The organism is Mesorhizobium sp. M7A.F.Ca.US.006.01.1.1 (genome assembly GCF_003997935.1).
Taxonomy (GTDB): Bacteria; Pseudomonadota; Alphaproteobacteria; order Rhizobiales; family Rhizobiaceae; genus Mesorhizobium.
Genome location: NZ_RZQL01000144.1, coordinates 1 through 18609 on the forward strand (window position 1 = coordinate 1; position 18609 = coordinate 18609).

An 18609-nucleotide genomic window follows, 5' to 3' on the forward strand; every position below is an offset into this window, starting at 1 on the left:
GGTCCAGCCGGCGCGCGCCTATGTCAGCCGCGCCAAGGTCTATGGCGTGGCGCCGAAACCAGGTCAGAAGGCGCTGGTGCTGGAGGTCGACATGACCAACCGCACGGCGCAATCCGACAAGGCCTATTTCAATGTCTTCAAGCCCGACGGGATCGACCTGCCCGATCCCATGCCGATGATCGCGCTTGCCCGCGATCAGACGCTGACGCCGGAACTGCATCCCGGCATGACCGAGCGCATGGCCTATGTCTGGCCGCTTGCCGGTGACGCCGCCGTACCGGGCGCCTTAAGCTTCGGCATCACCGCCGAGATCTTCAAGCCACGCGACAATCTTTACGGCACGCCCGGCTGGTTCAATCCCTATCGGCTCGGCACCGTCACCTTGCCGGTCGCTGACCTGCCCGAGAGCGGCTCATGAGGATCCGCGCCATCGGCAATCTCCTGATCCTTTGCACGACCGTGGCGCTCAGCTACGGCATGCAGGCGTCGAAGCCGCATTATGCCGAGCTCACCGCGCCGATCCCGATCGATGGCGCCATGCACGACACCGTGCGGGCGCGCAGCTTCGATGTCCGGCTCGACAAGGTGGTTTTTGCCCGCACGCTGAAGACCGAACAGTTCGGCCAGGAAAGACTCTTGACCACCAGCGGCCTGTGGGCGGTGGCGACGACCGATCTCACCGCCGCCAGCACCTCCACCACGGTCGCCGACGGCACCTGGCAAGGCCCGACCGGCCTGCGCTACCGCCAGACGGAGCGGCTCAGCTATCGCCAGGACATGCCGCCGCACGCGATCGACCCAGGGCTGGAGAGAAGCGGCCTGTTCGTCTTCGAGGTCCCGCCGGACCAGATCCGCGGCGCCAGCCTGCTTATCGCCGCGCGCCAGTTCGCCCCGCTCGACGCCCAGGCCCGCATCAGCCTCGACGCATTGCCGACCGGCGCCGATGGCCAGCCTGCGGATGTCTTGCCGGAATACGATCTGGACGCTGCCATGCCATCGGTTCAAGGCAAGTCATGAGCGCTGTTTCGACTGACATCGAACCAGCCGGCGATGACCGGCAGGCCGAGACAAAATGGCGCCGGCGCAGTCTCGTCGCACTCGCTATCCTGCTGCCGCTGACGCTGGCCGAGACCAGCTATGACAGCGTCCGTGAATGGCTGCATGGCGAGGACCTCATCGCCAGGGACGTCGAGTTTGGCCGGTCCGTGCCGTTCGGCGGCAGCGAGTGGCGGCTGGCCGATTTGCGCGGCGGCAAGGCCGGCCGCCTGCCCGAGCATGCTTTCGCCGTCATCGCCACCTTCTCCGTGACGGTCGGTGACCCCGATCTGCAAAAGCAGTGGCTGGGCTGCAAGGTGATGCTGACCGATGCCGCGGGCCGCCGCTGGCTGCCCGACTTCATCTCCGGCCTCAGCCTGCCGGACGGCGTGATGAACTGCACCTCGGCGATCTTCTCCGGCGCCAAGAAGGGCGAAATCATCACCCTCGGCGAAACCTTCATCGTGCCCGAAGATGCCGTCAAGACCATCCGCCCGGCCGTTGGCCTGGGCAGCGAGCGCCCCTGGTATCTGCGTTTTCAGAGGCCGCCGAAGTGAGCCGTCCTCTCAGGGCTTGGGTTCCTCGCCCCCCGCTTCGCCATCGAAAACGCCGTCTCCAGCACGGCGGCGAGAAAGCATATCCGTAGCGGCTCGATCAGGATGCCGGTGGAGGAATCCTGGAACGGGCTGCCGAACAGCAGCGTCACGCCATGCGAAAAAATCTGCCAGATATCAAGCTCGTGCGGGCCGATCAGCCGCGTCGCCCCCAGCCATAACCAGGCAGCACCCCAGTCGAGCAAGCGGTAGCCGACGACCAGCGTGCACAACAGCACCAGGCTGGAGCTGACCGTCAGCCGCACGCCGTTGGCGATCGGCAGATAGCGCGAGCGGTAGCCGGCGATGAAATGCTCGACGAAATCGCGCAGGAATTTCGGCAGGCCGGCATAGCGCTGGCCGGCGCGCTCCAGCCGGCCGTGCACGCGCATCAGGGCGGCATCGTCGCGCACGTCATAGCCATAGATCAGCGCCGTCATCACCAGCCAGATCAGCGGCAGCAGCATGAAGAAGAACAGATTGACGGCAACCGCCGACGGCGCGATCGAGGAGATCTCGACCGGCACCATGGGTGCGGCCGAGGCCATCGGCACCGGGCTCGCCAGCCCGTCCGCCGAGGCCTGTAGGGCGGACCAGAAATTGCGGCTCATCAGCCATTGCAGCGCCGAGTCCTTCCAGCGGCTGATCACATAGAGGCCGACGAAGATCCAGTTGGTCTCGCAGATCACCACCACGATCTGCCAGAACGACGCGGCACTTGTTTTAGCCTGCATGAACTTGGCCAGCCGGCGGATCAGCCACGACACCGCCACGGAGACCAGCAGCCAGCGCGAATCGAGCACGTCGAGCACATTGGCGCTCTGGCCGAAATCGGCCTCGTCGAGCGTGGCGCGCGAATATTGCCGCACGATGTCGCCCAGAAATCCCCAGGCGGCGTAATAGGCGAAGAAGGGCAGCAGCGCGATGGTGATCATCCGCACCAGCCGCGAGCCGCGCCGGCCCGCCTCGGCACCCAGCTTCGTTTGCGCCTCGGTGGTTGCGGCCTTGTCGGCGCTGCGCTGCGCGGCCAGCACATGCGGCAGGCCCGGGCGCAGCACATGGAACATCGCCACCGTCACCACCAATTGCGCCAGCGCCACCAGCGTCAGCATCGCCAGCCCGGCGAAATGATTGGCCAGCGCCACCTTTGCCGCCAGTTGCATGAGGAGGTCGCCGACCAGCACGCCGGCCAGCACCAGTGCGACAAGCTGCGGCCAGAACCGCCGCAGCAGCGAAAAACCTAGGGTGATCGGTCTGATGATATCGGCAAACATGAGGTTCTCTCACGATGCCACCCGCCAAAACCTTTCTAGCAAAGCATGATTGTTTTGCAAGGAATGGGGTGAGCTTCACCCGGCAAGCAAAGGTGCCTGGGCGCCAACAGTTCCCTTTGCCCCTCACCTTCGCACTCGCGACTTCAACAACCGGTCAAACGCCACCGCCAGGATCAGGATCAGCCCGATGACGATGCTTTGCGTATAGGACGAGACGTTGTTGAACTGCAGCCCGTTCTGCAGCACGCCGATCAGGGCCGCGCCCACCACCGTGCCGCCGACCGAGCCGATGCCGCCGAACAGCGAGGTGCCGCCGATGACGACGGCCGAAATGACCGTCAGTTCGTAGCCGATGCCGGCGACCGCTTCCGAGGAGTTGAGCCTGGCCGACAGCACGAAGGCCGCGAGCCCGGCGAAGAAGCCGACGATGACATAGACCGAGACCAGGATGCGGTCGACGCGCAGGCCAGACAGCCTTGCCGCCTCGGCATTGCCGCCGACCGCGTAGACGGCGCGGCCGTAGCGGGTGTAGCGCAGCACGATGTGGCACAGGATGGCGGCGGCCGCGAAGATGAGCGCCGGCACCGGCACGGGGCCGATCAGGCCGGTGCCGAACCAGCGCATCGAGGCGTCGAAGCCCGAGATCGGGCCGCCATTGGAGATGGTCAGCGTCAGCCCGCGAAACACCGTCAGCCCGCCCAGCGTGACGACGAAGGGCGGCACTTTCAGCCGGGTGATGACAAGTCCCTGCACGCCGCCGGCAGCGGCTCCGACGATGATGGCGGCCAGCAGCGCGGCGAACCAGCCGAACCCTTGCGTGCCGCTCGTCGACAGCGACAGCGTGTTGGCCGTGCCGCCCTTGGCGACCACGGCGGCGACCATGCCGCAGAAGGCGAGCAGCGAGCCGACCGACAGGTCGATGCCGGCGGTAAGGATGACGAAGGTCATGCCGAGCGCGATCAGCCCGGTGATCGAGATCTGCCTTGTGATGTTGAACAGGTTGATCGGGTCCATGAAGCTCGGCTTCAGCACGGTGAAGACGATGATCAGCGCCACCAGGAACAGCAGCGGCCCGAAGCTCATCAAAAGCCGCGCGAAGTTGATGCCGCCGCGCTGATCCTGTTCCCCCGCCACGCTCATGGTGTCTCCTTGCGGTCGAGTGCCATCAGTTCCATCAGTCTTTCCTCGTTTGCCTCGACGCCCGGCATCTGGCCGGTGATGCGTCCCCGACGCATGGTGACGATGCGGTCCGACACCGCAAGCACCTCGGGCAGCTCGGACGAAATCATCATCACCGCAATGCCGCGCGCCGCAAGCTGCACCAGGATCTGGTGCACCTCTGTCTTGGCGCCGACATCGACGCCGCGCGTCGGCTCGTCGACGATCAGCACTTTCGGATCGCGCGCCAGCCAGCGCGCCAGGATCACCTTCTGCTGGTTGCCGCCCGACAGGCCTTCGATCGCCTGCTCGGCCGAAGCCATGCGGATCGACAGCATCTTGCGAAACCCGGACAGCGCATCGCGCTCGCGCCGCTCGGCCATGAAGCCGAAACCGTTGCTGAAGCTGCCCAGCGAAGCGATGGAGAAATTCGGCAGGATACCCAGCGCGGCAAAGATAGCCTGGTGCTTGCGGTCCTCCGGCACCAGGCCGATGCCGAGCGCAATGGCATCGGCGGGCGATGCCGGGGCGATCGGCTTGCCGTCGAGCATGATGGTGCCGGCCGCGATGCGGTCGGCGCCGAAGATGGCGCGCGCCAGCTCGGTCCGGCCCGAGCCGACAAGCCCGGCAACGCCGAGGATTTCACCGGCCTTGAGGTCTATGTCGACGCCGTCGAGCACGATGGCGTGGGGCGCCTCGGGGTCGCGCATAGTGCGCAGGCCGCGCACCGACAGCACGACATCGCCGGCCACCGCGCGTTGCGCCGGCCGGGCGTAGAGCTCGGACGCCGCGCGGCCGACCATCTTCTCGATAATTTTGGGCAGCGCGATCGGTCCACCCTCACGGTCGAGATGTCCGGCCAGCCGCCCGTCGCGCAGCACCGTCATGCGATCGCATATGGCGGACGCTTCCTCCAGCCGGTGGGTGACGAACATGATGGCGACCTTGTCCTTGCGCAGCCGATCCATGATCGACAGCAGCCGCTGCACCTCGGTCTCGGTCAGCGCCGAGGTCGGCTCGTCCATGATGATCAGCCGGCTTTTCAGCGACAGGGCGCGGGCGATCTCGACCAGTTGCTGTTCGGCCACCGACAGCGCCGATACCGGCGTCATCGGGTCTATGGAGAGACCGACGCGGGCGATGATCGCGCGCGACTCCTGCTCCATGCGCCTCCAGCTCACCAGCCCGAACTGGCCGATCGGCGCGCGGCCGATAAAGATATTCTCCGCCACAGTCAGCGTCGGGATCAGGCTCAGTTCCTGGTAGATGGTGACAATGCCGAGCCGCTTGGCATCCTGCGGGCTAGATGGATGATAATCGGCACCGTCGAAAGTGATGCGGCCGCTGGATGGCGGCATGACGCCCGACAGGATTTTCAGCAGCGTCGATTTGCCGGCACCGTTTTCGCCGAGCAGGCCGAGGATTTCGCCGGGGCGGATATCGAGCGAGACATCGCTGAGCGCGGTCACGCCCGAGAAATGCTTGGTGATGCCCTCGACGGCGAGCAGGACGGGCGATGGGGTGGTGGCTTCAGCTGGCAAGGATTGCTCCCCGATTGCGGCGGGCCGCGGGACAGCGCCCCCCTCTGTCCTGCCGGACATCTCCCCCACATGGGGGGAGATTGGACCACACGCCGGCCTTCGCCAATCTCAAACGTTGCAAGAAGGGCGCGGTCAAAGAAGCTGCCGATCTCCCCCCTCGTGGGGGGTGAGGAGTGGTCCGCGCAGCGGACGGAAAGCCAATTGCTTGGCTTTCCGAACGACGAACGCCCGGAGCGACAGCGAAGGGCTGGCTCCGGCAGGACAGAGGGGGGCGCGACAGAACGCGACCTCCACCCGTCATGCGCCCAGCTTTCACAGCCTACTTCGTCTCGCCAATCCGCTCCGCCTTGTCGAGATTGTCCTTGCCGATGACGATTGGCGTCAGCAGCACCAGCTTCTCCTTCGGCTCGGTCTTGTCCTTGGCAAAGGCCACCGCGATGCGCACCGCGGTGCGCGACTGCTCACCGGGGAACTGCTCGACGGTGCCGGCAAGCTTGCCGTCGCGGATAGCGACCAGCGCTTCCGGCAGCGCGTCGAAGCCGTAGATCTTGACGTCGGTGAAGTTGCGCGCGGCACAAGCCTCCATGGCGCCCAGCGCCATGTCGTCATTGGCGCAGACGATGGCGTCCGGCTTGCCGTTGGCGGCAAGGCCGGCCTCGGTCACCGACAGCGCTTCGGCGCGAGCGAAGTTGGCGGTCTGCTCGAAGACGATCTGATACTTGTCCTTCAAGGGATCGAGCACGTTGTGCACGCCCTTGTTGCGGTCGATCGCTGGGCCGGCACCGGGCTGGCCCTGCAGATGGAACAGCTTGGCGCCATTGGGGAACGCCGCCACCACGGCGTTGGCTTCCGCCTCGCCGCCCTTCACATTGTCGGCGCCGACATGAGCGAGGATGCCCTCGACGCCGTCAACGCGGCGGTCGATCGTCACCACGGGAACGCCGGCCTTGACCGCTTCCTCGATGGCCGGCGCCAATGCGTTGACGTCGAGCGGCGAGATGACGATGGCGTTGACCTTCTGAACCAGGGCGGCCTCGATGTCGGCGGTCTGCTTTGTGGCCGAGTTCTGGCCGTCGCTTTCGGTCAGATTGACGCCTTGCGTGACGGCTTCCGCCTTGATCTCGTTCAGCATGTGCACGAAGAACGGAAAGCCGAGACTGGGCACCGAGCCAAGGATGGTGAGCTTGTCCTGCGCAAACACCGAAGGCGCGGCAACCATCATGGCGCCGAAAGCCGCGGACGACAGCAGGAATTCACGTCTGTTCATGGGATCCTCCTCCACAAGAACGCACGGCCCCGGAAACCGGGCCGGTTTCAGGAAGGATCATGCGTCGGTTCAAAGTGTTGGAGCATCCTCCCTGCGCCCGAAAACGCATGCCGCTCCAGCTGGCCGCCGCTGTAAAAAGAGCCTCCCACCGACGCCTGCCTGGGAATGCTAACCCAGGGTCAACCATTTGTGCAACATCGATATAACAGAGGTGCGGAGCAATTTATCGGAATTGTCGGATTTTTGGATTGTGGGCTGACATCTCACTGAGGCGTCTGGCTTCCATTCCCTCGACCCGGCACTACCTTGGATTGACCCGCGAAGCTTTTGTGATCTGGAGAACCCGTATGAAGCCGCAAATCATCTGCCATATGCTCGCATCACTCGACGGCAGCCTCCATCCAAGCCGCTACACGACAAGTCCGGACGGGACACGGGCTGAGTGGTCGAGCCTCTATGAGCACATCCACAACGACATGGCGGGCGACGCCTGGATCGTCGGCCGCGTCACCATGGCCGAAATGAGCAAGGCCGCCGCGCATCCGCCGGCCAATGTCGGCAAGGTCGACCGGCCCCATCATTTCGCTCAACGTGGTGCGGGCAGCTATGCCGTGGCGCTTGATGCCTCGGGCAAGCTTCACTTTTCCAAACCCGACATCGGTGGCGACCACGTCGTGGTGCTGCTTGGGCGCGACGTCGCCGACGGCCATTTGGCCGAACTCGCCGCCGACGGCGTGTCCTATATCGTGTCGGAAGCGGCGGACATCGATCTCGCGGCGATGCTCGAGGTGCTCGGCCGCGAACTCAGCATCCGTCGGTTGCTGCTCGAGGGCGGCGCCGGCATCAACGGTTCTTTCCTCGCCGCCGGGCTCGTCGATGAACTGAGCCTTCTCGTGGCGCCTGCCATCGACGGACGCGCCGCGAACCAGGCCTTCGTCGAGTTCGGCGAGAGCGGCCTGGCGGGCAAGATGCAGTTGTCCCTGAAGAGCTGCGAGGCCTTGGCGCATGGGCTCGTCCATCTGCGCTACGCGGTGATCCCCGGATAAGGGCTGCGCCTTTACGCGTTGAAGCCACTCTCTGTACCAGGCCGTAAACTCATAGACGCTGAATGACCGAGATGGGGTGGAACATTGCCATTCGTCTAGTCGATGGGAACAAGCACGTGCGCCAGTAGCGGTCATCGCTACACCTGCGCTATGAACGTGGCCTTGGTTACTTCAAGTGGCCGACGATGCGCAAGCCTTGTTCGGTAACTTCAATGGGGAAGCGTTTGCCGGTGGCATCGATCACTGCGCGAATAGCGTCTACATCTTGCGGGAGAAGCGCCGGAGGCACATTGTTTGGTCTTTTCTCCACCACAATTCGCCGGAATTCAATCCACTCTATCTCGACCAAAGGGCAGACATTCAAGGGCCATAAATCCACGTAGGCATGGGGTGGGTATAAAATGGGAAATACTGGTGACCATTCTTGGCTTTCGCCGACAAATTTGACTGCGATTCCCTTGATATCAACGCCAGAGGTTTCCAGTGCTTTAAAGAGAGTGCGCCATTTTGTATTGGACATGAGCGAAGTCGAATAATTCTGCGCCACCTCTTTCTTAGCTCTGAGCCGTAGCGCGTTCATGTCTACCGCTGGGTCTCTTCTTTTTGGCACGAATTGAGCTCCAATAGTCATGGACATATTCGCTGAATTGGAATGCCTCCACAATACCGATGAATGGCCCGATCACCGTTTGATCATGTGAGGAGACTGACGGCTAAGGTCATGCGACGCTCACGATTGAACGACCGCGATGGGTCGTTTTCCGACTGGCGGCTTTCATACCGCAAACGATCATTCTCGCAGACAAGGCATACGATGCTGACCGCATCCGCACATTGATCGAAGAACAGGCGCCAGGCCGAACCCTGCAAAATCCATCATAAGCGGAAGCCGTGCCTCGGCAAACGGCTCTGGAGCAGTTCATCGTTTCCGTGAAACGGTGAACTGCTCCGTCGGCCCGCTTCGGCGCCGAGGCTTCAGTCCGTCAATCGGCGTATTGCATGGCATCGAGATCGGCGATCAGCGTCGGGCCGGTCGGGTGCCAGCCCAATCGTGCCTGGGTCAGCGCGCTGGAGGCCGGCAGATCCATCGGCGCGAACATCGCCATCCAGCCGAAATGCTCCGCCACTCTTTCCGGCGCGATGGAAACGACGGGCAATTCCAGGCCCCGGCCAAGCGCCTCGGCGATAGCGCGCACCTCGACGCCTTCCTCGCCGACCGCGTGATAGCGCGCGCCCGGCTGCCGCTTCTCCACGGCGAGCCGGTAAAGGCGCGCGGCGTCGAGGAGGTGGCCCGCGGAGAAGCGGTTCCGACCTTCGCCGACATAGGCCGAGACGCCTTTTTCACGCGCGATCTCGATGAGCGGCGTGATGAGGCCTTGCTTGACCGGATTGTGGACCTGCGGCAGGCGCACCACCGACACGTTGACGCCGGCGTCCAGCAAGGCATTGCCGGCCAGTTCGGAGGCAATGCGCGGATTGGGATGGCTGGGGTTGAAGACGTCTTCGATCGCCAGTTCGCCATGACCAGGGCTGCCCATGCCGACGCCGGAGGTGATCACCAGCGGCCGGTCGGAGCCGGCCAGTGCCGAGCCAAGAGCGGCGATGACGCGCTTGTCCTTTTCGCAATTCTCGGCAAACCGCGAAAAGTCGTGGTCGAACGCCGTGTGAATCACGGCCTCCGCCTTCGCCGCGCCGTCGCGCAGCCCTTCGGGATCTTCGAGCGTTCCCCGATGCACTTCGGCGCCCGCGACGGCCAGCGCCTCGGCGCCGGCATCCGAGCGGGTCACGCCGATCACCTGATGACCCGCCTTGATGAGTTCGGGAACGATGGCCGAACCGATGAAACCGGTCGCGCCGGTGAGAAAGATACGCATGCAAAATCTCCTGCACAGTTGCCTGCGTAATATTGCTGGTCTATTATTCTACTAAAGTAGTGACCTTATCATGGTATAATGGCTAACAGGATGCCCTCCAGTTCCGCCGGCTCACTGGCAGCGTTCCTCAAAGATCGGCGCACGCGGCTCGATCCGGCGTCCTTCGGCTTTTCGGGCCGCCGACGCACGCCGGGACTGCGCCGGGAAGAGGTCGCCCAGCGCGCCAACATCAGCCCGACCTGGTACACATGGCTGGAACAGGGCCGCGGCGGCGCACCCTCGGCCGATGTCCTCAATCGCATCGCCAAGGGGCTGCTGCTGACCGAGGCGGAGCGCGAACATCTTTTCATGCTCGGGCTGGGGCGCCCGCCCGAGGTCCGCTACACCGGTGCCGAGGGCGTCAGCCCGCGGCTGCAGCGCCTCATCGACACGCTCGACGCCAGCCCCGCCATAGTCAGGACCGCCACCTGGGATGTCGTTGCCTGGAACCGCGCCGCGCGGGTCGTGCTGACCGACTACAGCGCCCTGCCCGAGGGCGAGCGCAACATCCTGCGCTTCATGTTCCTCAGTCCCCATATCCGCGCCAGGCAGCACGACTGGCAAAACCTCGCTCGTTTCGTGGTGGGCTCGTTCCGTGCCGATGCGGCACGCGCCGGCGCTGTCTCCGAGGTGCGCGAACTCGTCGACGAACTCTGCAGCGCCAGCCCCGAGTTTGCCGCCCTGTGGCGGGCAAACGACGTGCTCAGCCACGGCGACGGGACAAAGCGCCTGAAGCATCCGGAACTCGGCGATATCGAGCTGGAATATTCGGGCTTCGCGGTCGACGGCCGGCCGGATTTGAGCCTGACCGTCTACAACCCGGTCGACAGCGCCGTCGCCGACCGCATCCGCGCGCTGGCTCTCGCCCGACACCCCAAAGAGTAAGGGCCAGACGATCCGTCCGCGGGGAGACGCCCGCTCTCAAGCGCGCTCGCAAACCGCCTTCAGGATCTGCAAAGTCGGCCCCCAGTAGAGATTGGCATGCGGACGGATCGCCGGTTCGGCGAAGTCGCTGAGCGTCAGCGTCAGCAGCGTTGCCCCATCCGCCGGCGCCAGATCGAAGCTGACCACCGTGTGGTTTTCGGGCACGTCCGCCAGCCGCGAGGCCGACAACGTGCTCCAGTAGCTGTAGGCGAAGCTCCTTCCCGGCTCAAAAGCGCGGATGATGCCGTGGTTCTCGAACGGCATTCCGTGCAGCAGTCCGAGCATCACGATCGCGCCGCCGGCATGCCCTTGCAGGCTGACGGTCAACTCCTCGTCGGACATCCATTGCGGGATCATTTCTGGCGTCGTCAGTATCCGCCAGACCTTGGCCGGCTCGGCACCGATGAGGACGGTCTTGGTGATCGGCGAGATGTCGGTAGACTCACTCATGCGAAGCAAGTTTATCGCAATGCGGCGGCGACAATATCGCCCGGTCCAAGAACCGGATGCCGTCATTGCCCCTTGCCCTGCGCACGATTGCAGCAGCGCGGCTTGCGAAGCGATCGCGGCCCGTGGCATCTGTCGGCTCCACCAGCGCAGACGGGCAGCATGACACCACGCCAGACACGGCAGAGCGGCAGGCAGGCGGCGCCCGGCGTCAGTCTCAACCGGGCGCTGTCGAAGCTCGGCCTGTGCTCGCGCACGCAGGCCGAGGTGCTGATCGCCGAAGGCCGTGTACGCGTCGGCGGCAAGGTGGTGCGCAATGCAGCCCTGCGCGTCGACCTCGACCGCGACCGCATCGTTGTCGACGACAGGCCGGTGGTTGCCGAGCGCAAGGTCTATCTCATGCTCAACAAGCCGCGCGGGCTGGTCACCACCCGCGACGACCCGCAGCAGCGCGACACCGTTTATGCCTGCCTCGAAGGGCTCGACCTGCCCTTCGTCTCCCCGATCGGTCGCCTCGACAAGGCGAGCGAAGGCCTGCTGCTGATGACCAACGACACCCGGTTTGCCAACCGGCTGATGGACCCGGCTTCGCATTTGCCCAAGACCTATCATGTGCAGATCGGCACGGTGCCGGACGCAGCGATGCTGGACAAATTCCGCGCCGGCGTGACCGTCGACGGCGAGACCCTGAGCGCCAGTTCGATCGAACTTTTGCGCAGTGGCGGCCGCACCGCCTGGCTGGAGATCGTGCTCGACGAAGGCCGTAACCGCCACATCCGTCGCCTGCTCGCCGCGCACGGCGTCGAGGTCCTGCGCCTCATCCGCATCGCTATCGGCCGCCTGCCGCTCGGCGACCTCGCCAAGGGTGCGGCAAGGCATTTGACACCGGAGGAACTGGCGCTGCTGACGGGGTAAGCAGGGCGTGCCGCTGGTGCAGGCGCACAGCAATCCTCCTGACGGAAAGCTGTCAGGAGGCCTGGCCTATAGGTCGGATGGGAGCCGGCCAAGGCTTCAACGATCAGGGAGCCAAGGCGATGAACCTCGTCTCTGTCCGCATCATCACGTCGGACGTTCAGCGCCTCGTGCGCTTCTACGGCGAGATCACCGGCATGCCCGTGACGGTCTACACGGAAGACTTCGCCGAACTGGCGACACCGGCCTGCACGCTGGCGATCGGCAGCACGCGCACATTGATGCTGTTCGGCGGCGACATCGCCCGCCCCGCCGACAACCACACCGTCATCATCGAGTTCCGCGTCGACGATGTCGATGCGGAATTCGCCAGGCTCTCGGACCTCCTCAAGGATGTTATCGTGCAAAAGCCGACCACAATGCCCTGGGGCAACCGCTCGCTGCTGTTTCGCGACCCCGATGGTAATCTGGTGAATTTCTTCACGCCGGTAACCGCCGAGGCGATCAGGAAATTCGACAGGTAGGGCGGAAGCGGCGCCGCCGGCCGAAGCTGCTCTATTTCTGGTTCCATTTCCGGATGACCGGCTCGCTCAAATCATGCTCGTAGCCGAGCACGCTGATGCTGGCCGTATCGAGCACGAGCAGCGCGCCGCGCTCCGGCGGCAGCCCGATCCAGCGCGCCGCCAGCACGCGCAAAAAATGCGCGCTGGAAAACACCAACATGTCGACATTGGCCTTGCGTAACCCGTCAATGATCCTGTCGGCCCGCTCGCCGACATCGGCTGCCATCTCGCCCTTTGGACAGCCATCGCGAAACACATTCCAGCCGGGGCGCTCGGCCAGGATCTGTTTTGTCGTCAGCCCCTCATAGGCACCATAGTCCCACTCCTGCAGATCGTCCTTCTTGACGCTCTGCGCGCCGAAGCCGGCCAGCACGCTGGTACTGTAGGCGCGCTGCGACGGGCTCGACCATACGGCCGAAAAGGACAGGCCCTCGAGCCTGTCCGCGACGCCCCGCGCGGCGGCCTCGCCAACCGGCGTCAACGGCATGTCGGTGCGCCCGGTATGTTGCCCCGAAAGGCTCCATGCCGTCTCACCATGCCGGACCAGATGGATTTGGGGATACGCGTTGCTCATGGAATGCCTTTCAGTGTCGCCGGCACCTTAAGCGACGATGCGGCAAAGGGGAATCCGCTTGGTACAAAACTGCGTGGTCGCCTGGCCTTGATCCGCGGCGGGCCGGGCCTGTGATCGTCCCGATGCCGCAACTATATCAAGGCCAGCCTCCACAAGGCACCCGCCATCACAAGGGCATTGGCCCTTGCACAACAGGTCATGTCATCATGTACAAACATCTGCTTATTGCTACGGACGGATCGGAACTGGCCGACAAGGGCGTTGCCCACGGCCTGACGTTGGCAAAGGGCCTCGGCGCCTCAGTCACTTTCGTTACCGTCTCGGAACCATTCCCGATCTTCGCCTGGGGCGGCGCCATGGCCGGCTATGCCGCCGGCGATGAGCTGGTCGCCTACAAGGATGAGGCCGGCCGCTATGCCAAGGAAGTGCTCGCCAAATGCAAGGCGTCGGCGGACGCCGCCGGCGTCTCCGCGGAGGTCGTGCATGTCGAGGACAAGCGGCCCGCCGAAGCCATCCTGGAACTGTCGCAAGCCTTGGGCTGCGACCTGATCGTCATGGCTTCGCATGGCCGCCGCGGACTGGGCAAACTGCTTCTCGGCAGCCAGACGGCGGAGGTGCTGTCCTACACCGAGATCCCGGTTCTGGTGGTGCGGTAGGTCTGCCGCAAAGCACGGCTAAAGAACCACCTCCACCGCCAGATAGCCCCCCAGCGCCAGCAGTCCGGCGAAGAACACCGTGCGGAAAGTCTCGACGCTCATCGTCTGGCGCAGCGCCTGGCCGGCGAACATGCCGGCCAGCGCCGGCACAAGGGCTGCGACCGACCCGACCAGTTGCGCGCTCGGCGACGCCAGGGCACCGGTCCTGAACAGCCCGATGGCGAGCGCCGCCGTAGACACGGTGAAGGACAGGCCGAGCGCCTGGATCAGGTCTTCTTTCTCCAGCCGCAGCGATTGCAGATAGGGCACCGCCGGGATGACGAAGACGCCGGTGGCGCCGGTGACCAGTCCGGTCGCCACCCCGACCAGCGGTGATATCAGCGCCTCGTGGCGCGCCGGCGTGGTGAAGCCGACCTTGGCGAGGCCGAGAATGGCATAGAGCACCAGTGCGGCGCCCAGCCCCACTGAGGCCGCGCCCGTATGCGTGCCGGTCAGCAGGCCGGCGCCGGCAACGGTGCCGAGCATCACGCCGGCCATCATCGTCCACAGCCGCTTGCACAGGCCACCGAAAGACGGGCCGGCCAGCAATTGCCAGAGATTGGTGACCAGCGACGGAATCAGCAGCAGTGCCGCGGCCTGCGCTGGCGGCATCGTCACCGCCAGCAGGCCCATCGCAACGGTCGGCAGCCCCATGCCGACGACGCCCTTGACGAAGCCGGCGACGAGGAAGACGGCGCCGATCCAGGCGAGGACGCCGGCGCTCAGCATGATCGTATCTTCAGGGCCGGATCAGTCATGCAGCAGCATATTGGTTGCGTCGGCATCCGGGCTGGCGGCCTTTGCCGGCGCCGCCTCGCGGCTGGTGGATACGACCGTCGCCGCACATCCGCGCAGGCCTGATCCCGCTGGCGCCATGGCTAGGCATGCCACGGCAATGGCCAGCACGATCGCCGTGCTTTCAAGAATGCCGAGCCGGCCTGACGTTCGTTCATGACAATTCTCCTTCGGAACTGTTTGACGAAGATCCCGGCCGATCACAATGTGGAAGTTGCGCTGCCAGCCTTCGGCTTGGACGAAGGCTGGAGGGCCGACCGCTTTCCCGGGCGCTGAATATTCGCAGGAGCAAAAGAATGCGCTTCGATCTGGTCGATCTCCGTCTGTTCCTGCTGGTGGCCGAGCGCGGCAGCATCACCCGTGGCGCCGAGCTTGCCGGACTGGCCCTGGCGTCGGCCAGCGCCCGTATCAAGGGCATGGAGGAGCGCCTCGGCGCGCCGCTGCTGGAGCGCCGCCGCCGTGGCGTGGTGCCGACGGCGGCCGGACAGGCGCTGCTGCATCATGCGCGCGCCGTGCAGAACCAGATCGAGGCGATGGCCGGCGACCTCGCCGCCTATGCCACCGGTCTGCGCGCCCGCGTCCGGCTGCTAGCCAACACCGCCGCCACCAGCGAGCTGCTGCGCGGCATCCTGCCCGCCTTCCTTGTCGCGCATCCCCGCATCGACATCGATCTCGACGAGCGGCCCAGCCATGAGATCGCGCAAGCCGTGGCCAGTGGCGCGGCCGATCTCGGCATCGCCGCCACCTGGGCCGGCCTCGCGCACCTCGAGCAGAAACCGTTCTTCATCGACCGGCTGACGGTGATCGCCGCGCGGAACCGGCCCGGCCTTGAAGGCCGCACCATCAGCCTCACCGAAATTCTCGGCGAATCCTTCGTCGGCCTCAGCACCGGCCATGCGCTGCAGGAGCACATCGCCCGCCAAGCCGCCCGCCTTGGCGGCCATCTGCATGTCCGCATCCGCGTGCCCGGCCTCGACAATGTCTGCCGGCTTGTCGCGCAAGGTGCCGGCATCGCCATCGTGCCGGAAAGTGCGGCGCGCCGCTCGGCACGCTCGCTGCGCACACTCCGGCTGACCGACGACTGGGCGACACGCCAGCTCAACCTCTGCGCCCGCCGCTTCGACGATTTGACGCCGCAGGCAAAACTTCTGGTGGCAGCGCTGGTCTGAGCCGGACAGCGACCACCTATCCCCAGCAGGCTGAATCATTGCCTTGCTTTTCAAATATCCGTGACGTAGCTTGTTTGCACATTGGCAAAAAAACTGCCGAAGTTTTTTCCTTTTGTGAAAGACGGGGACTTTGCGGGAACATCTCGATCTGACCGATCGGCGGCTGGTCAAACAGCTGTCGCAGGACGCGCAGCCGGGCATCAACCGCCTCGCCGAGATGTTGGCGATTTCGGTGCCGACGGTGCGCACGCGGCTGCGCAACCTGCTTGACCGCAACCTGGTCAAGATCGTCGGACTGCTGAACCTGACCGAGCGCCCCGAGCTGATCTCCGCCATTGTCGGCATTAATGCCCAGGGGCGCGGCCGAGCACGCGAACTGGCGCAGCGCATTGCCGAACTGCCCTTCGTCAACTCGGCCTCGGTGGTCACCGGGCGCTTCGACATCATCGTCGACGTGACGGTGGCCGGTGACGTCGCCGACCTCTATCGCGTCACCAGCGAACTAATCCCGGGTGCCGGCGAGCCCGGCGAAGTCGTGCGCAGCGAAACCTTCGTCGTCATGGCGTCCTGCAACAAATGGGTCAGCCTGCCGGAAGGCTGCTGGTCGGACGACCGCAAGGAGCAGGCATGAAGATCGCGGTACTCGGAGGGCTCGGCCTGCAAGGCCGGGCGGCAATCGCCGACCTCGTCGCCAGCGACGGTGTCGAGGAAATCGTCTGCGTCGACACCGCAGCGGATGGCCCGGCCCGGCTTGCCGGCCTGATCGATCTTGCCCGTGTGCGCTTCGTCGTGCCTGAAGGCGCGATCGGACCGGCGCTTGCCACTGTGCTTGACGATGTCGACGCCGCCATCGACCTGTTGCCGCAGCCGCTGATGCGCGAGGCAGTGCAGGCCGCGATCGCCACGTGCACGCCGCTGGTTACCACAAATTACGCCAAGTCGATCGACGACCTGGCGCCGGCCGCCGAACAGGCCGGCGTCCCGATCATGACCGAATGCGGGCTCGACCCCGGCATCGACCTCGTGCTCTACGCGCGCGCCGCAAGGCAGTTCGACTCTATTTCCTCGATCGATTCCTATTGCGGCGGCATCCCCGAGCCGAAGGCGATGGCCAAGCCGCTGTGCTACAAGGTGAGCTGGAATTTCGACATGGTCCTGGTCAGCCAGAACCGCGACAGCGTGATGATCGAGGACGGAAAACGCGTCGCGGTGCCGGCCGGTCAGCAGCACGACAATCCGTTCATCCATGAAATCGAGGTTGCGGGTCTGGGCAAGCTCGAAGCCTTCCCCAATGGCGACGCGCTGCACTATGTCGAGATGCTGGAGGCAGCCAAGGGGCTGCGCCGCTCCGGCCGCTACACGCTGCGCTGGCCGGGATGGTCGGCCTTCTGGGCACCCCTGAAGGAGCTCGGCTTCCTCTCCGAAGACAAGGTGCCCGGCACCTCCAACAGCCCGCGCGAATTCCTTGGCCGGCTGCTCGGCCCGCAACTGCAATACGGCCCCGGCGAAAAGGATCTTTGCGTGATGCGCAATGTCTTTTCCGGCCTCGAAGGCGGCCGCGCCAAGACGGTGACGTCGGACCTGATCATCGAACGCGATCTCGTTTCCGGCCTGTTCGGCATGAGTCTCGGCGTCGGCTATCCCGCCAGCATCGTGGCGCAGATGCTCGCGCGGCGTGAGATCACCAGACCCGGCCTTTTGAACCCGCTGCTGGATGTGCCCGACGTCAGGTTCTTCGATGAACTGGCCAAGCGTGGCATCACGGTTTCCGAGACGGTGGCACGGGACTGAGGAGAAAGATTTTCGAACGGTGGCTGCCGCCGGCAACGGCGCTGCCGCTCAAAAAGCACCCCAAGGGTGAAAAACAACGTGGAACAGTAAAACAAGGAGGAATACCGAAATGAAGATTGCCAGACTTTTCATCGCCGGACTTGCACTCGCCGGCCTCACCGCTGCGGCCAGTGCCGGTACGCTTGACGACATCACCAAGCGCGGCGAATTGCGCGTCGCAGTGCAGACCCAGGGACCGCCCTTCTCGCTGGTCGGCGCCAATGGCGAACGCACCGGCAGTTCGGTCGAACTCGCTGAACTGATGGCCAAGGAAATGGGTGTGAAAATCACCTTCCTCGACTTCGACTGGGATGGTTTGATCCCGGCGCTGCTGTCGGGCAAGGCCGACCTTCTGGTCGCCGACATGACACCGACGCTCGCGCGCGGCATGAAGGTCGCCTTCACCACGCCTTACATGTACACTGGCAGCACCGTCTTCACCAAGGCCGACAGCAAGTTCAAGACCACCGAAGACTGCAAGGCCAAGGGCACCAAGATCGCCGTGCTGCTCGGCGCCACCGGCGAGAAGGAAGCCAAGAAAGCCTTCCCCGACGCCGACATCAAGAGCTACAAGGGCGGCGGTCCGCTGTTGCTCGACGCCGTCAACAACGGCCAGGCCGATTGCGGCGTCAACGACGTCTCGGCGGTCAAAGGCCAGTCGACAGCCTATCCGGCCGGCAGCTTCACCATCATGCCGGACCTGTTGTCAAAGGAGCCGCTTGCCTTCGCCACCCGCTATGACGAGCCGGACCTGCTGGTCTGGATGAACCTGTTCCTCAACCAGGTCAGCATCGACGGCCGCCTGCAGAAGAACCTCGACTACTGGGTCAATTCCGACGCCTGGAAGAAAGACCACTAAGCAACGATAGAACC

At 64.7% G+C, this 18609-nt stretch carries 21 protein-coding genes and 1 pseudogene; 13 read left to right on the forward strand and 9 right to left on the reverse strand.

Going from position 1 to position 18609, the window contains the following annotated elements; all coding sequences use genetic code 11:
• The 3 genes from EN943_RS23195 to EN943_RS23205 form a co-directional block, all read left to right on the forward strand.
• Positions 1–418: hypothetical protein (locus EN943_RS23195; RefSeq protein ID WP_127414783.1), on the forward strand; the 418-nt coding region annotated here is incomplete at its 5' end.
• Positions 415–1017: a hypothetical protein gene (locus EN943_RS23200; RefSeq protein WP_127414784.1), complete on the forward strand. Its 603-nt coding sequence runs from the start codon at positions 415–417 to the stop codon at positions 1015–1017. The genes EN943_RS23195 and EN943_RS23200, both read left to right, overlap by 4 nt.
• On the forward strand, positions 1014–1592 hold the full coding sequence (locus tag EN943_RS23205; RefSeq protein ID WP_127414785.1) for a hypothetical protein: 579 nt from the start codon (positions 1014–1016) through the stop codon (positions 1590–1592). Before EN943_RS23200 ends, EN943_RS23205 begins: the two co-directional genes overlap by 4 nt.
• On the opposite strand, the gene EN943_RS23210 is transcribed toward EN943_RS23205, so the two are convergent.
• From EN943_RS23210 to EN943_RS23230, 4 genes are all read right to left on the reverse strand, one after another.
• Positions 1574–2902, reverse strand: a complete 1329-nt coding sequence (locus EN943_RS23210) for a hypothetical protein (RefSeq protein WP_127414786.1) — start codon at positions 2900–2902, stop codon at positions 1574–1576. The two genes, EN943_RS23205 and EN943_RS23210, sit on opposite strands and share 19 nt — an antisense overlap.
• Positions 2903–3025: 123 nt before the next feature.
• Entirely contained in the window at positions 3026–4042 is a 1017-nt protein-coding gene (locus EN943_RS23215) for an ABC transporter permease (protein ID WP_127414787.1), read from the reverse strand.
• The gene (locus EN943_RS23220; RefSeq protein ID WP_127414788.1) at positions 4039–5601 is read right to left on the reverse strand and encodes a sugar ABC transporter ATP-binding protein; all 1563 of its coding nucleotides are present in this window, start codon (positions 5599–5601) and stop codon (positions 4039–4041) included. Before EN943_RS23220 ends, EN943_RS23215 begins: the two co-directional genes overlap by 4 nt.
• Before the next feature lie 319 nt (positions 5602–5920).
• Entirely contained in the window at positions 5921–6868 is a 948-nt protein-coding gene (locus EN943_RS23230; protein ID WP_127414789.1) for a substrate-binding domain-containing protein, read from the reverse strand.
• Between the two features lie 347 nt (positions 6869–7215).
• On the opposite strand from EN943_RS23230, the gene EN943_RS23235 reads away from it, so the two are divergent.
• Entirely contained in the window at positions 7216–7914 is a 699-nt protein-coding gene (locus tag EN943_RS23235; protein ID WP_127414790.1) for a RibD family protein, read from the forward strand.
• Between the two features lie 166 nt (positions 7915–8080).
• Here the strand turns inward: EN943_RS23235 and EN943_RS23240 are convergent, their stop codons facing one another.
• Complete coding sequence (locus EN943_RS23240) at positions 8081–8545, reverse strand: DUF6678 family protein (protein ID WP_127414791.1); 465 nt, start codon at positions 8543–8545, stop codon at positions 8081–8083.
• A gap of 149 nt (positions 8546–8694) precedes the next feature.
• Here EN943_RS23240 and EN943_RS38415 point away from each other — a divergent pair.
• Positions 8695–8827, forward strand: a pseudogene (locus EN943_RS38415) (IS5/IS1182 family transposase); the annotation flags it as partial.
• 70 nt (positions 8828–8897) lie between these two features.
• On the opposite strand, the gene EN943_RS23245 reads toward EN943_RS38415, so the two are convergent.
• Positions 8898–9788, reverse strand: a complete 891-nt coding sequence (locus tag EN943_RS23245; protein WP_127414792.1) for an SDR family oxidoreductase — start codon at positions 9786–9788, stop codon at positions 8898–8900.
• 90 nt (positions 9789–9878) lie between these two features.
• Between EN943_RS23245 and EN943_RS23250 the strand changes: the two genes are divergently transcribed.
• A complete protein-coding gene (locus EN943_RS23250; protein WP_245475940.1) occupies positions 9879–10712 on the forward strand; it encodes a helix-turn-helix transcriptional regulator in 834 nt (277 codons plus the stop codon).
• 36 nt (positions 10713–10748) lie between these two features.
• On the opposite strand, the gene EN943_RS23255 is transcribed toward EN943_RS23250, so the two are convergent.
• Positions 10749–11201, reverse strand: coding sequence for an SRPBCC domain-containing protein (locus EN943_RS23255; RefSeq protein WP_127414794.1), 453 nt, complete (start codon positions 11199–11201; stop codon positions 10749–10751).
• 159 nt (positions 11202–11360) lie between these two features.
• Between EN943_RS23255 and EN943_RS23260 the strand changes: the two genes are divergently transcribed.
• Together EN943_RS23260 and EN943_RS23265 are read left to right on the forward strand one after the other, a co-directional pair.
• Positions 11361–12113, forward strand: coding sequence for a pseudouridine synthase (locus tag EN943_RS23260; protein WP_127414795.1), 753 nt, complete (start codon positions 11361–11363; stop codon positions 12111–12113).
• Positions 12114–12232: 119 nt separating this feature from the next.
• Positions 12233–12634 carry a VOC family protein gene (locus tag EN943_RS23265; RefSeq protein WP_127414796.1) on the forward strand — a complete coding sequence of 134 codons (402 nt, stop codon included), beginning with the start codon at positions 12233–12235 and terminating at the stop codon, positions 12632–12634.
• Between the two features lie 31 nt (positions 12635–12665).
• Here the strand turns inward: EN943_RS23265 and EN943_RS23270 are convergent, their stop codons facing one another.
• Positions 12666–13247, reverse strand: a complete 582-nt coding sequence (locus EN943_RS23270; protein ID WP_127414797.1) for a histidine phosphatase family protein — start codon at positions 13245–13247, stop codon at positions 12666–12668.
• 206 nt (positions 13248–13453) lie between these two features.
• Here EN943_RS23270 and EN943_RS23275 point away from each other — a divergent pair, with 206 nt between their 5' ends.
• Positions 13454–13903, forward strand: coding sequence for a universal stress protein (locus EN943_RS23275; protein WP_027035292.1), 450 nt, complete (start codon positions 13454–13456; stop codon positions 13901–13903).
• Between the two features lie 18 nt (positions 13904–13921).
• Here EN943_RS23275 and EN943_RS23280 read toward each other — a convergent pair whose 3' ends face one another.
• The gene (locus EN943_RS23280; protein WP_127414798.1) at positions 13922–14671 is read right to left on the reverse strand and encodes a sulfite exporter TauE/SafE family protein; all 750 of its coding nucleotides are present in this window, start codon (positions 14669–14671) and stop codon (positions 13922–13924) included.
• Between the two features lie 362 nt (positions 14672–15033).
• On the opposite strand from EN943_RS23280, the gene EN943_RS23285 reads away from it, so the two are divergent.
• The 4 genes from EN943_RS23285 to EN943_RS23300 all read left to right on the forward strand — a co-directional run bounded on the left by EN943_RS23285 (position 15034) and on the right by EN943_RS23300 (position 18595).
• A complete protein-coding gene (locus tag EN943_RS23285; protein ID WP_127414799.1) occupies positions 15034–15906 on the forward strand; it encodes a LysR substrate-binding domain-containing protein in 873 nt (290 codons plus the stop codon).
• 130 nt (positions 15907–16036) lie between these two features.
• Complete coding sequence (locus tag EN943_RS23290; protein WP_127414800.1) at positions 16037–16537, forward strand: Lrp/AsnC family transcriptional regulator; 501 nt, start codon at positions 16037–16039, stop codon at positions 16535–16537.
• Positions 16534–17697, forward strand: a complete 1164-nt coding sequence (locus tag EN943_RS23295) for a saccharopine dehydrogenase family protein (protein WP_127414801.1) — start codon at positions 16534–16536, stop codon at positions 17695–17697. The genes EN943_RS23290 and EN943_RS23295 overlap by 4 nt, the downstream gene beginning before the upstream one ends.
• Positions 17698–17806: 109 nt before the next feature.
• Positions 17807–18595, forward strand: coding sequence for an ABC transporter substrate-binding protein (locus EN943_RS23300; protein ID WP_127414802.1), 789 nt, complete (start codon positions 17807–17809; stop codon positions 18593–18595).
• Positions 18596–18609 lie beyond the last annotated feature (14 nt).